The organism is Butyricicoccus sp., assembly GCF_977037065.1.
Map to the genome: position 1 here is coordinate 68,298 of NZ_CDRQNY010000009.1, position 13,043 is coordinate 81,340.

At 55.4% G+C, this 13,043-nt stretch carries 11 protein-coding genes; 2 read left to right on the top strand and 9 right to left on the bottom strand.

What is annotated here, in order from left to right:
* Nucleotides 1–13: 13 nt before the first annotated feature.
* Nucleotides 14–1,783 (top strand): alpha/beta hydrolase-fold protein, encoded by a 1,770-nt coding sequence (locus tag ACWVX6_RS05115; RefSeq protein WP_455152532.1) that lies wholly within the window; start codon nucleotides 14–16, stop codon nucleotides 1,781–1,783.
* A gap of 146 nt (nucleotides 1,784–1,929) precedes the next feature.
* On the opposite strand, the gene ACWVX6_RS05120 is transcribed toward ACWVX6_RS05115, so the two are convergent.
* The 9 genes from ACWVX6_RS05120 to ACWVX6_RS05160 form a co-directional block, all read right to left on the bottom strand.
* Nucleotides 1,930–2,373, bottom strand: coding sequence for a GNAT family N-acetyltransferase (locus ACWVX6_RS05120; RefSeq protein ID WP_455152533.1), 444 nt, complete (start codon nucleotides 2,371–2,373; stop codon nucleotides 1,930–1,932).
* Between the two features lie 27 nt (nucleotides 2,374–2,400).
* On the bottom strand, nucleotides 2,401–3,288 hold the full coding sequence (prmC, locus tag ACWVX6_RS05125) for a peptide chain release factor N(5)-glutamine methyltransferase (RefSeq protein ID WP_455152534.1): 888 nt from the start codon (nucleotides 3,286–3,288) through the stop codon (nucleotides 2,401–2,403).
* A gap of 20 nt (nucleotides 3,289–3,308) precedes the next feature.
* Nucleotides 3,309–4,274 carry a tRNA-dihydrouridine synthase gene (locus ACWVX6_RS05130; protein WP_455152535.1) on the bottom strand — a complete coding sequence of 322 codons (966 nt, stop codon included), beginning with the start codon at nucleotides 4,272–4,274 and terminating at the stop codon, nucleotides 3,309–3,311.
* A 5-nt stretch (nucleotides 4,275–4,279) separates the two neighbouring features.
* Nucleotides 4,280–5,215, bottom strand: a complete 936-nt coding sequence (locus ACWVX6_RS05135) for a DUF1385 domain-containing protein (protein WP_455152536.1) — start codon at nucleotides 5,213–5,215, stop codon at nucleotides 4,280–4,282.
* Nucleotides 5,212–6,762: an ATP-binding protein gene (locus ACWVX6_RS05140; RefSeq protein ID WP_455152537.1), complete on the bottom strand. Its 1,551-nt coding sequence runs from the start codon at nucleotides 6,760–6,762 to the stop codon at nucleotides 5,212–5,214. Before ACWVX6_RS05140 ends, ACWVX6_RS05135 begins: the two co-directional genes overlap by 4 nt.
* Before the next feature lie 785 nt (nucleotides 6,763–7,547).
* Nucleotides 7,548–8,237, bottom strand: coding sequence for a response regulator transcription factor (locus tag ACWVX6_RS05145; RefSeq protein WP_110435794.1), 690 nt, complete (start codon nucleotides 8,235–8,237; stop codon nucleotides 7,548–7,550).
* Nucleotides 8,238–8,304: 67 nt separating this feature from the next.
* A complete protein-coding gene (locus ACWVX6_RS05150) occupies nucleotides 8,305–9,639 on the bottom strand; it encodes a hypothetical protein (protein WP_455152538.1) in 1,335 nt (444 codons plus the stop codon).
* Nucleotides 9,640–10,302: 663 nt separating this feature from the next.
* Nucleotides 10,303–11,037 (bottom strand): hypothetical protein, encoded by a 735-nt coding sequence (locus ACWVX6_RS05155; RefSeq protein ID WP_118761840.1) that lies wholly within the window; start codon nucleotides 11,035–11,037, stop codon nucleotides 10,303–10,305.
* A 19-nt stretch (nucleotides 11,038–11,056) separates the two neighbouring features.
* A complete protein-coding gene (locus ACWVX6_RS05160) occupies nucleotides 11,057–11,575 on the bottom strand; it encodes a peptidylprolyl isomerase (RefSeq protein WP_110435791.1) in 519 nt (172 codons plus the stop codon).
* A gap of 649 nt (nucleotides 11,576–12,224) precedes the next feature.
* Here ACWVX6_RS05160 and ACWVX6_RS05165 point away from each other — a divergent pair.
* Entirely contained in the window at nucleotides 12,225–12,923 is a 699-nt protein-coding gene (locus ACWVX6_RS05165; RefSeq protein ID WP_118761841.1) for a ClpP family protease, read from the top strand.
* Nucleotides 12,924–13,043 lie beyond the last annotated feature (120 nt).

Consider the following 13,043-nt stretch of genomic DNA (forward strand, 5'->3'; position numbering starts at 1 on the left):
AAGCGTGAACAACATGTATACCCATAAGATTTTAGACAAATGCGACCCGAAAACTCCTTACGCTCCCAAGTTCTCCGGCACGTTTGAGCTGCCGGTAGAATACGCGGGCAAAAAGCGCCGCATGCTGGCCTATGTGCCGAAGGATATCCGCGAATCCACCGCCGGTATTCTTGTGTTGGGCGAAAACGGCCAGACGGCTGATGATCTGCTCGAGCACAGCGGCTGGTGCGAAATTGCCGACACCGAGGAGTGCAAGGAACGTCTGATCGTGTTCTTCCTTGAGCCGGAAAACGGTTCGTGGAACACGGACGAAGCCTACGGCACACCGGATGGTGACGTTGCGTATATCAACGCAGCAGCACTTGCTGCCGCAGACCGCAAGCTGTTCTGTGTCCACGAATCCAAGTTCTATCTGGTCGGCTGTAAGGAAGGCGGCGTGCTCGCCAATATGGCGGCGGCTTACGATCCTGCGTTCTTCGCAGGCGTGGCTTCGGTCGGCGGCTCGGCAGTTTCCGAGCAGTATCTGACCGACTGCGGACAGGCGTATGCCCTCAATCTGGACGGCTTTGAGGATCCGGAACATCGCAAGAACATTCGCAAGCAGGATATCCCGATGCCCGCGTGGATTATCGACGATCCGACCGTATCCACCGGTACCGGCGATGCTATCCTCACCTACTGGCGCAATGCATGTGAGGCCGAGGAAGGCCGTCAGCTGTCTCCCGATCAGTACGAGTATTACCGCGTGAAGGAAACACCTTACGCGCCCAATCAGGAGAAGGAAGCGTACCGTGTCTGCCACAGCAGCATTTCCGGTGCGTCCGATCAGTATGCAAAACGCCTGCAGCGCCGTATCTGGAAGGACTTTCTCTATCGTCAGCGCCGCTGGATGAGCAGTCCCGGCGGTGAGCTGCGCGTGACAAAGGATCCGGTCCGCGACCTCGGCATGGAATACCACTACGAGGAATTTGACGGCTGGATGCGCGAATGGTATGTTTACATTCCGCAGTCGGTACGGCGCAATCCGGACAAAAAGGTGCCGCTTGTGCTGGCCATGCACGGCTACACCTGCACCGGTGAAATCTACGCCGGCAACAGCGGTTGGTACAATGTCGCAGACAAGCATGGCTTCATTGTTGTGTTCCCGTCCGCGCTGCATGCCAAGGTTAACATGCCTGAGCAGGGTCTTATGCCGGACTGGGCGCCGCTCAACGCATGGAACGTGTTCCTTGAGGATGACCGTCCGGATGAACTGAAATTCTTCTCGTTCCTGCTGGACAAGATGATTGCCGAGTATCCGGTGGACGCGCACCGCGTGTTTGCTACCGGTCACTCGTGGGGCTCGCTGATGACCGAGATGTTGGCTCTGGGACTGACCGAGCGTTTCGCGGCGGTTGCGCCCTGCTCGGGTGCATTCTTCGGCGGTGCGTATGAAAAAATGACTTCCCTGCCGTATGCCTCTGAAAACGGTGTGCAGCTTCCGATCTGGATGTTCTGGGGCACGGACGAGGAATGGCTCATTCCGTGTGAACCCACCCACGAGAACGAAACCGGTCTGACCGTCGAGCTGTGGCTGAAACGCAACAACAAAGCAGATATGATTCCTGCAGACTGGGCACAGCGCACCTGCACGGTCAATGGCCGTTTCAAGGACCATTACTTCGACCGCGAGGGCACGGCTCCCGTGCAGTTCACACAAGTGGACTACATGCCGCATGCTACCATGCCGGAAATGTCGTTCCGCATCTGGGCAGAATTCTTCAGTAAGTTCTCCCGCACCTGATCGTTAATCTACTACCCCGCTTTACATATCCCTTATTGACAAGCGACCGCGCTTCAAGTTTTCGTTTGAAGCGCGGTCGCTTTGTTTATCATGATGAAATTTAAGTCTGCCGCAGCTGCTTTTTGAAAAACCATTTGTATTTTTCCTCATTGCAAGCTGGAATTTCTATTTTTCTGCCATGCCATCACATAATCTTTTTCGCCAGTAGCTTCATCCAAACCGCCATACTGGATTACAAAACCCTCTCTTTGATAAAAAGGTATTGCCCGTGTGTTTTTTTGATATACATTCAAAAACAGCCTGTTCCTTCCATCCTTTGCATAATTCAGCAAAATTCCGCCTATACCCTGTGATTGCATTTTATCAGAAACAAAAATACCTTCAACATATTCGTCATTCAGACCGATAAATCCTTGTATTTTATTACCATCCTCATAGATATAAACAGTTGCCTGTAATAAAAGTTCTTTTACTAATTCAAAATTATTTTTCCAATATTGCGCAGGGATGAAGGAATGTGCCTTTATATTGGTATCCAACCATATATCTGCAACTTTATTTATATCTTCTTTCCGCAATTCTCTAACCATAACGGTGACACTCCCGCAAATTCCGATTTACGCATCCCTCGTCAAATCCACATCCGGACGAGCATTTGTGCCGTACACGATGCGCGGCACACCGCTGTAATCCTCGGCGATAGTGACGTCCTTATAGCCGTGCCGCTGCATAATGCCGACCACGTCGTCGGCCTGCTGCCAGCCGCACTCGAACAGCAGCCTGCCGTTCGGCACTAACAGCTCCCCCCAGCTGTCGCAGATGGCGTGATAGAAATCCAGACCGTCCTCGCCGCCGTAAAGCGCCTCATGCGGCTCAAAATCGGCTACACTGCGGTCGAGCATCTGCATTTCGTCCTCGGTGACGTACGGCGGATTGGAAACGATGATATCAAACTGCCCAAGTCCGCGCGGAGGCGCGTGCATGACATCAGCCTTCATGGTCAGCAAACGGCTGCTCACGCCCAGATCACGGGCGTTCTCGCGGGTAATGTGCAGCGCACCGTCCGACAGGTCGATCGCGGTCACGCGGGCATCCTCGACCGTGTGCGCCGCCGCAATGCCGATGCAGCCCGAGCCGCAGCACAAATCGAGAATACGCGGTGAAACCCGCTCTTTGGCCTGCTCAATGACCAGCTCGCACAGGCGCTCGGTATCCGAGCGCGGAATGAGCACCGAACGGTCCACCTTGAAGGTCAGGCCATAAAAATCCCATTCGCCGATAATGTACGCCAGCGGCTCGCCGTCCAGACAGCGGTCGCACAGCAGACCGGCGTAGTCCACGGTCGTATCCTCAACGTAGAAATGGGACCAGCCGGCAGTCTGCTTTTTGTCTGCTTTGCAGGCGTAGGCGGTAATCTCCCGCGCGGTCAGCTGCGGCATCGGGTCGCCGCCCTCTTTCAAGCGGCGGAAAAGCTGCATGTAAACATCGTTGATAGTCTTGGTCACACAGGGTCAACTCCTAAAATTTACGCGTGTTTGAACCACAGCGGCACGGCGTTCGCCCGCACCCTGCAATCGCGGAACACGGCTGCGGCCGCTGCCTGAAATTCTGCGGCATTTTTGGCTTTTTTAATCGCTTTGCCCGGTTTTTCGCTGTTTTCAAACAGATTCAGATGGTAAAACCAGATTTCCTTCATGCGGAGCATGGCAATCCGGCTGTCGCCGAAGGCTTCGCAGTAGCGCACGAACAATGTATCGTGGAAGGTCTCGAGCATTTTTGCGTCTGCGGCCTTGCCACCGGTCAGGCGCATCACGAGAGACGGATCGGCGATCAGCGCACGGCCGATCATCACCGCCGGCAAATCGGGATAGCGTTCGCTGACGGCGCTTACATCCCGCTCGGTGATGAGATCGCCGTTGTAGCACACGGGCATGCGGCAGCGCAGAAGCGCCGCCGCGAAATCGCTCTCGCGCACCTTGCCCTTGTAGAAATCCTGCCGCACACGCGGATGGATGGTCAGCTCAGTGATGGGATAGCGGTTGTAAATCTCGAGCAGCTTGTCAAACTCGCTTGCCTCATGCACGCCGAGACGGGTTTTTACCGAAATCCCCTTGCATTTTGCGAAAACTTCGTCAAAAAACCGGTCCAGCTCGTCCGGATGTGCGAGAAATCCGGCTCCCTTTCCCTTGGCCGTCACCGTGCCGGACGGACAGCCAAGGTTGAGATTGACCTCGGGATACCCGAGGTCATGCAGTGCATTCACCGCCCAGATGCAGTCCGCGGCAGACTTGGTGAGCAGCTGCGGAACCGCAGGCACGCCCTCGTTGTACTCCGGCAGGACATCGCGCTTTTGCCGCGGCGTCAGCTTTTCATTCGTGGTCGGTGTGATAAACGGCATGAAATACTTGTCCACACCTGAGAAAAACTCGTGGTGCGTCCGGCGATAGACCGCACCGGTCACGCCTTCCATCGGCGCAAAATAATAGTGCATGGCGCTTACCACTCGTCCGAGCCGTCGTCCGGAATGACCGCCTTCATCGCGGTGATCGCAACCTCGATCATGGAATCGTCCGGCTCAAATACGGTCAGGTGCTGCACCATCAGTCCCGGCCAGCGCAGCGCACGCGAGAGCAGGCTCTCCGAGCGGCCGGCGTAGCGGTTAAACTCGTAGCTTATGCCGACAACAAGCGGCAGCAGGATCAAATGCGCGAGCATACGCAGGAACGGATTGGTAATATCGATGATGGAAAAGACGATCGATGAAACGATAGTCGCAATGATAATCAGCACAAACATGAAGCTGGTACCGCATCTCGGGTGATATTTTCCCTGTTTTCGGACATTTTCAACGATCAGTTCTTCGCCTGCTTCGTAACAGAAAATGGTCTTGTGCTCTGCGCCGTGGTACTCGAACGTGCGGCGGATGTCCTTCATATGCGACACTGACCACATGAACAGCAGGAACAGAATGACGCGCACGCAGCCCTCGAGCACATTGCGCGCGAGCACACCCCAGGTTTTCGGTACAAAACCGCCGAGAAAGCTCGGCAGCAGGATGAACAGGCCGATCGGCAGGGCAATGCCGATGACAGTCGAAATGCTCAGGATAACCTTGTTCAGACCCTCCGAGCCGAATTTCTTTTCCAGCCAGAGTTCAAACCTGGACGGCGGCACATCGGCTTCCTCGTCCTCAAAGAAGGACGCGGAGTAGTTGATGGCCTGCATGCCCTCCTTCATGGCGGTAAACAGCGTATACGCGCCGCGGAAGATCGGCTTTTCCCAAATCGGGGCACGGCTCGGCGTCGGTTCGGTCTTGCTGACAAGCTCGCCGTTCGCCCTGCGCACGACCGTGCAGGACTTCTTGGGTCCCTTCATTACAATACCCTCGATGATCGCCTGACCGCCGATGGTGGTTTTCTTTTGCGTTGTCATGAATGCTCTCCTTCGGTAAACGGGGTTTCAGATGCCTTCGGAATGGCACCGGTAATGCCGAGCGCCTCCTCGGACTTGGCGGACGGCATGGTGACGGTAACCGTCGTTCCCTTGCCGACCTCGGACGCGATATCCAGCGTACCGCCGTGCATGGAAACGATTTCCTCCGTCACGGCAAGGCCGATACCGCTGCCGCGCTGCTTGGATGACCCCTTGTAGAATTTCTCCTTGACGAATGGCAGCTCCGCTTCGGGAATACCCTGACCGTAGTCGCGCACAGACGCGACGATGTTGCCGCCGTCACGTTTAAGGTCAATATCAATCTGCTTGCCGTCGCCGCCGTACTTCGCGGCGTTGTCCAGAATATTCAGAAACACCTGCTTCATTCGGTGGCGATCGCCGTTGATGTAGTAGTTTGCATCCACATCTTCGTCGTACAGCAGGCGGATTCCGCTCTTTTTGAGCAGATTTTCATACATATAGACCGCTTCATACAGCTCGATGGACATATCAAACGTCTCGATCTCCAGCTTCATGCGACCGGATTCGATGCGCGCAAAGTCCAGCAGCTCCTCGACCATGCGGGTCAGACGGCCCGCCTCCTTCTGGATGATCGTCAGGCCCTGCATGACCTCCTCCGGGTCCTCGCCGCCGCAGGCCAGCAGTGTCTCACTCCAGCCGCCGATAGCGGTCAGCGGTGTACGCAGTTCGTGTGAAACCGAAGAAATGAAATCGTTTTTCATGCGTTCGGCGCGGCTGATCTCGTCCGACATATAATTGATGGTATCGCACAGCTCACCAATCTCGTCATCATAGGTCTTCTGCAGGCGCACGCCGTAACGTCCGGCCGCGATCTCCTTGGCGATGGTGTTGATCTTGAGCACCGGATCGACGATCGACCGGATAAAATAGCTGTTCGACGCCACAACCAACATGAGGAACAGCAGGCACGCCAGCAGAGAGAAGCCGACGATCATCCAGATCTGCCGTTCGACGATACGCAGCGAGGTGATATACCGCACGCCGCCGACCAGATCGCCGCGCGCACTCAGCAGCGGCGCTGTGACACTCATCACGCGCTCGCCGGAAAGCGGGTCTCTGCCGGTGAAAACCGCGGTTTTCTGGCCGGAAAGCGCCTGCGACGCATCCTCGGTCGAAGCAACGCCGCCACCGGATAATCCGGAGGTGGACAGCAGAATGCGGCCGTTTGCGTCCAGAAACTGCTGTTCAAACTTGTCCTGATCCTGAAATGTGGTGACGGTTGCCTCCGCCTGCGTGTAAAACTGATCGTAGGTATCGGTGAAGTATTTGCGGAATGTGTCCGACGTGGTCGCCGCGCGTGACGCGAGGTTGTCGCGCACGGTGGCATAGTAATACCCTGAAACGCCGACAGAGATCAAAATAACCACAACGGCCAGAATAACGAGCACGAAGGACAAAGAGTTCACCAGCCAGCGGCCCTTGATGCCGCCCGGCGAGTGCTGCACCTTTGGTGCCTCCGGCTTCGGAGACGATTCCGGTTTGCGTTTTTGCTTGCGATTTGTCATAGAAAATGACCTTTCTGATGCCGCTTACCAAGCGGCGGAATGTGCGCTGACGCCGCGCGGGAATTCGCCTACCCGGCGGGGCACAAGAAGGAAGCAACCTGCGGTTTCCTCCTTCTTATGAATCTTCCTCTTTCCCTTAGAGGGCACGGCGATAATTCATAACTGAGACTATAGGGGAACGGGCGTACTGTTCATCTTCCGCAGGTGCGGCCGTTGACTGCCCATTACGAAACCTCAACCGCTCAAGCTGTTTTCTGACTGCTACACATGCGGTTTACTCCACGCAGAGAGCGGCATAGCAGTGCCGCTCAAACTTTTTTGCACGTTATACCGTCCAGCACCTACGCAGATAAATGGTGCATATCAGATAAATCCGCAGGTGCTATCTATAATAACGTGCTAACGAATTGCGCGACACTGTTATCCCCCAGGGGACCTTCTCTTGCCCTTCGGGCAATTCACCTTGTGTCGCGCCTGCGCAGACCCTCCGATCTGTGTAGCAGTACACTGTCTGACACTGCGCATCGGTTAAGGCATGGGAGCACACCGTGCTTCCCTACGGTAGAAAAAAACCTGCCGTTCCCTAATTTCGAGGCCGTCGCCGGTCTCTGGTCTGCGCCAGACCATGAAACAAAGGGAAACGGGAGTCCCAAGAGGGTAGAAACCGCAGGTGTCTACCCTTTTGGTTTCCGCGGCGAAACCGCCGCCGTTCCCCTCGCCGCGGGTGCGGCGAACACCCCAGCCAGCGACTGGCTGCCCTGCTTAGGTCCGCGCGGAAGGCTGTATCAGCCCTCCCACATATAACCGTAGCCGCGGACCGTTACAATATGGGTCGGGTCCGCCGGCGAATCCTCAATCTTAATCCGCAGACGGCGGATATTCACATCCACGATCTTGAGCTCGCCCACATAATGGTGTCCCCAGACCATTTCGAGCAGCTCATCGCGCGAAAGCGCCTTGCCGATGTTCTGCATAAACGCCTTGAGCAGACCGTATTCGATCTGCGTCAACTCGATCTTCACACCGTTCTTGAGCACCTCGCGGGCACGCAGATTGAGCTTGAACGGGCCGGACTTGATTACATCGTCCTCGGAGAACGGCGAGCCGGACACACGGCGGTACAGTGCGTCCACACGAGCCGCCAGCTCGATAACCGAAAACGGCTTGGTGACATAATCGTCCGCACCGTTCATCAGGCCGGTTACCTTGTCCGCTTCCTGCGTGCGGGCGGTCAGCATGATAACGCCCGCCTGATAGCCCGCGCCGCGCATGGCGCGGCAGACCTCATAACCGTCGATGCCGGGCAGCATAACATCCAGCACCGCAACCGCGATATCCTGATTTTCATGGTACTTTTCCAGTGCTATTTCGCCGGTTTCGGCCTCTATTACCTCGTAACCGCTGCGTTTCAGGTTGAGAACCAGAAAGGAGCGGATATTCTCTTCATCTTCCAGAACCAGAATTTTGCGCTTCATTGTAATATCCTCCTGTACTTTTAGCGCTTATTGGTAACTGCCGCGTTTCTGCGGCGTTTGATGATTCTTAATTGTTCCACGCCTGGTTGACCAGCGAGAATCGGGCTTTGATCTCGTCTCCGGTCAGCGCCAGCTCGCTCTGCTCGCCTTCGTTTGTCAGCTTGGCGAAGTAGATGGCCTGCGTGGTCTGTCCCAGCTGGATCAGATCGGTGCGCTCGGCGTAGTATTCACGATTGGAGCCGGTCGCGCAGTAAATGTTAAACAGCGGGATGGACATTTTGTTCTTGCGGTACTCAAAAAACTCCACATAGCTGAGTCCGCCGTCGTTTACCTTGATTGCGGTAATGCGGTCATGCCATTTCTGGTCGATCAGCAGGCTCCACGCGTCCGAAATGTTCTGATAAGTGGTTGCAACCTTGGTCGGAACCTTGCCGATGCCGTAGGCATACCAGTCGAGCATATACACCGCATCGGACGAGGATGTGTCCTTATAGCCCGCCATCAGCACTGCACGCGGCAGCTCGGTGATGCCGTCGCCGTTGACGTCGCTCGCGTAGACCGCCACCGGACGATAGGTGCTGTGGCTGGCGGTATCCTCGCCGTCCAGTGCCAGATTGCGCAGCGTGCCGTTCGAGTAGACAAAAATATCCGTCGTCAGACCGGCGCCATTCGCCACCTTTTCCTCAGCAAACACAGCGGTCTTGCTGTCCTGCACACGGCCGGACTGCATGTGCTCAACCGCAGCCGCCCCCTGACTGGTCGCCGTCTCACCGGCCGGCAGCATGGAGCCGCTGTCATATTGGTACAGGCGTGCCACGCGCTTGCCGGAGGTGTCACTCGTGATCAGCAGCAGATCCTTTGCACCGTTGTCGGTCAGATCGGTCAGCTCCATAGCGGTATATTCGGTTTCGAGAATGATACCCGGCGTGCAGTTTTCGTCAAAATCGCACATGGTAAGCGCACCTGTTCCGTCGCCCGGCAGACGCCAGGTGAGAACCATGCCGCGCTTGCCGCTCGGCTCAAGTACCGGAAATTCGACCGAACGTAATGCCGTTCCGCGGCCGTCGATCGTGCCGGTGCAGACGTAGCTGTCACCCTGCTTGCGGTAAACAGCTACCGTAAATTTGTTGCTCGTCGCCGAGGTGGCGCCGCGGAAAAACGTGATGGCCTCCTCTACGCCGTCGTTGTCCAGATCGGCAAGCTGAATAGACGAACGGTTTTCACCCTCGCTTGGCGAGGCGTAGGATACGCCCTGCGCAAGCTGCTTTTCCAGCTCAGTCTGCAGACTTTGGTAATTGCTGGATGGTTTGGGCGCGGCTAACAGCTCATCGCCCGATGGAAACACACAGCCGCCCAGCAGCAAAAGGAACAGCAGCGCCGGTAAAATTCGCAGTGATCTCATGGAGCTCTCCTACCTAAAATGATACAAATATTGGTTGACAGGTGCAGGCACCTATACATATTAAGTATAGCACATTCAAGCAGCGTGTGGTACTGAAATTTACGCAAATTTTGCAGGATTTCAAGCAGAAAGGGATAGAAAAAGGACGGACCAAAGGTCCGCCCTCAGGCTGTCGCGAAACTACAGCTTTGCCGACAAGAGGAACGGACCGTAGACCGTTCCTCTTGTCGGCCGAAATTTTCTCGCTCTATAAGTCAAAAATCCGAACGCTATCCTTGCGCGGCTTCTCGGTCGCGCTGCGTGGCACATATCCCCGGATTTTTAGAATTTGCACAGCAAATCCTATTTGATGTGCGCTATCGCGCGAATTAACTTTAAAAGGACGCACTATGTGCGTCCTTTGAGGCTGTCGAAAAACTATCGTTTTTCGAGCAGCCTCTCGATCGAAACCACGCTTTCGATCGAATGCTGAAGAAAAACCGCGTCCTCCGGACACATTTTTTCTTCCCTTGTATAAAAACCGAGGTACACGCCCCCGGTTTTTATGAATTTGCTGCGCAAATTCTATTTTATGCGTGCTGTCGTACGAAGCACAAAATAGAAATCTGACTTTTTCGACAAGCTGAAAAGGACGCACTATGTGCGTCCTTTTACGGGATTTCATCAGTATCTCAGCGGAATACCGTGCGGTTCAGCCTCACCGACAGGCAGCAGCGCCGCCGTGATGTCCGGCCGGCGTGTTTCGATAAAGTTTACGCCTTTGCGGATGAGTTCCGCAAGCGTATTGGGATCGTCCGTGCACCGGCTCATGGTGAACAGCCCCGCCTGTCGGCACGCCGAAACCAGCCGCTCGGATAAATCCTTTGGCTCGGCCCGCAGACCGAACAGGCCGGTTGTCTGCGCGGCATTGACCAGCGCGTCAATCTCGCTCGGCAGATTGGGCAGCTCACCCATGATATGTAAATCCGGGTTGGCAGACGCTACACGAGCCGCTTCCACCAGCCCCAGACCGATGATGATCGTGTCATCCAGACAATCCGCATACCGCAGCGTCATACGCAGCTGCCGCAGCATGGTCTGATCGTGCACGGTGATGGCAATCTTGCCCTGACAGGTGCGTGCCAGCTCGATCGCCTGACTAACCGGCGTCAGCTGCGGCGCCGCCTGATGCAGCTCCGCGTAGCTGTAATCGCGGACGGGCAGCCTCGTGCCGTCGGGCGCGGCAACACAGCCGTCCGACGAAAGCACAGCAATACCGTCCGATGACATGGCAACCGAAAAACAGCAGCCTTTTGCGCCCTCGTCGTTGCCGGCCAGAATGGATTCCAGTCCGCCGCGTTCGGTATCCATGCAGCCGTCCGCAGACAGGACAAAAGTCTCCTTATTGGTATAGTACAATACCGATCCTCTCCCTCTGTTACAGGGTCTCCGGAGCCTCGTACTCTACGCCCTGCGTATCCACGGTAACGGACTTCATCTTCTGCTCCTCGCGCGGACGGTCATGCCAGTCGCGCTTGGTGTTGACGATGGCATCAACAATATCCATGCCGTCGATAACCATGCCGAAGGAAGCATACTGACCGTCCAGATGCGGTGCGTCCTCGGTCATAATAAAGAACTGGCTGCCTGCGGAGTCCGGTGCAGCGGTACGCGCCATCGACAGAACACCGCGGGTGTGGTTCAGGTCATTCTGGAAGCCGTTTGCGGTAAACTCGCCGCGGATCTCATAACCGGGGCCGCCCATGCCGGTGCCTTCCGGGTCACCGCCCTGAATCATAAAGCCCGGGATGACACGATGGAAGATCGTGCCGTCATAAAAGCCCTTCTGCACCAGAGAAACAAAGTTGCGAACCGTGTTCGGTGCAACTTCCGGGTACAGCTCTGCGCGGATTACGCCGCCATTTTCCATTTCAATCGTAACGATAGGATTGCTCATTGGTATCAACTCCATAATTTTTATCATTTTGCAGCATATGCACAGCCGAGCTGTACATATATGTATTTCTATTGTAACAAATTTGGAGTAGAACGGCAAGTGGTGTTTGTCGAACAGCGGCAGCTGTCCATTATTTTGCGCTGATCAACTGGGGCACTTGAACCGTGCAGGCGGTTCACCCTGTCCAGGCATGGTGTTTTTCGCTGAAATTCAGCAGGGAATTGCCATGTCCACGGCGGGGACAAAAGGAAGGGACACCTGCGGTTTGCCCGTAGGCTGCTAAACCTTGTTTCCGCGCCGTGCGCGGATTAAATGAGTGCCCTTCCTTTTTGAACTCCGACCTTTTCCTTGTTAGATAGTCTGGCGCAAATCAGAGAGCGGCGACCGCTCCGCAGGATACCGCTGTAAAAACCTGTCACAAAAACTGGTAATCCACTTTATCCACAGGACTTTCCACAGGGTATCTGGGGATAACCTTGTGCATAAAGTGGATAACTTTTTGTATACACCCTCGCAAGCCGCCGTATATCTCGTTTTTTCGACTACGCATTGTAATATCGGCTGTGGAAAAACTACCGCTGCATAATCCACCGCACCTTGTGGAAAACTTGTGATCAGGGCAAATTCACCACTTCAGGAGGGATCATCTATGTCCGAAGAAACCCCGTCCATTGCCGCACCGGAACAGAATGCCATCGCTGAAACCGGCTCGATTACGGCAAAAACATCGCGCGGAACGATACACTGCATCACCATTGTCGGCCAGATCGAGGGCCACATGGAACTGCCCGCACAGAACAAAACCACCAAGTACGAGCACCTCATCCCGCAGATTGCGGCAGTGGAGCAGGCCGACGAAATCGACGGTCTGCTCGTGCTGCTCAACACGGTAGGCGGCGATGTAGAAGCCGGACTTGCCATCGCTGAGCTGATCGCGGGCATGAAAAAGCCGACCGTGTCGCTCGTGCTCGGCGGCGGGCATTCGATCGGCGTACCGCTGGCCGTTGCCGCCAAAAAGAGCTTTATCGCCGTTTCCGCCGCCATGACCATTCATCCGGTGCGGATGAACGGCACGATCATTGCTGTGCCGCAGGCGTTCGAGTATCTGGCGAAAATTCAGGAGCGCATTGTGGATTTCATCACCTCGCACTCACATATCACCGCCGAGCGTCTGCAGCAGCTTATGCGCGAAACCGGTCAGCTGACCGCCGATGTCGGCACCGTGATCTCCGGCAATCAGGCCGCCGCACTCGGACTGATTGATGAGGTCGGCACGCTTTCGGATGCGCTGGAAGCGCTCTATACGATGATTGGCGAGCACAAAACGCAAAAAAGAGACGGTAAATAACCGTCTCTGAGGCTGTCGAAAAACTATCGTTTTTCGAGCAGCCTCTCGATCGAAACCACGCTTTCGATCGAATGCTGAAGAAAAACCGCGTCCTCCGGACACATTTTTTCTTCCCTTGTA

What these genes read in the sequence shown, in the direction of transcription:
- ACWVX6_RS05130 (WP_455152535.1), bottom strand. Translation starts at nt 4,274, where the DNA reads ATGCACTATTATTTTGCGCCGATGGAAGGCGTGACCGGTGCGGTCTAT.
- ACWVX6_RS05115 (WP_455152532.1), top strand. Translation starts at nt 14, where the DNA reads ATGTATACCCATAAGATTTTAGACAAATGCGACCCGAAAACTCCTTAC.
- ACWVX6_RS05120 (WP_455152533.1), bottom strand. Translation starts at nt 2,373, where the DNA reads ATGGTTAGAGAATTGCGGAAAGAAGATATAAATAAAGTTGCAGATATA.
- ACWVX6_RS05160 (WP_110435791.1), bottom strand. Translation starts at nt 11,575, where the DNA reads ATGAGCAATCCTATCGTTACGATTGAAATGGAAAATGGCGGCGTAATC.
- ACWVX6_RS05145 (WP_110435794.1), bottom strand. Translation starts at nt 8,237, where the DNA reads ATGAAGCGCAAAATTCTGGTTCTGGAAGATGAAGAGAATATCCGCTCC.
- ACWVX6_RS05140 (WP_455152537.1), bottom strand. Translation starts at nt 6,762, where the DNA reads ATGACAAATCGCAAGCAAAAACGCAAACCGGAATCGTCTCCGAAGCCG.
- ACWVX6_RS05135 (WP_455152536.1), bottom strand. Translation starts at nt 5,215, where the DNA reads ATGACAACGCAAAAGAAAACCACCATCGGCGGTCAGGCGATCATCGAG.
- ACWVX6_RS05150 (WP_455152538.1), bottom strand. Translation starts at nt 9,639, where the DNA reads ATGAGATCACTGCGAATTTTACCGGCGCTGCTGTTCCTTTTGCTGCTG.
- ACWVX6_RS05165 (WP_118761841.1), top strand. Translation starts at nt 12,225, where the DNA reads ATGTCCGAAGAAACCCCGTCCATTGCCGCACCGGAACAGAATGCCATC.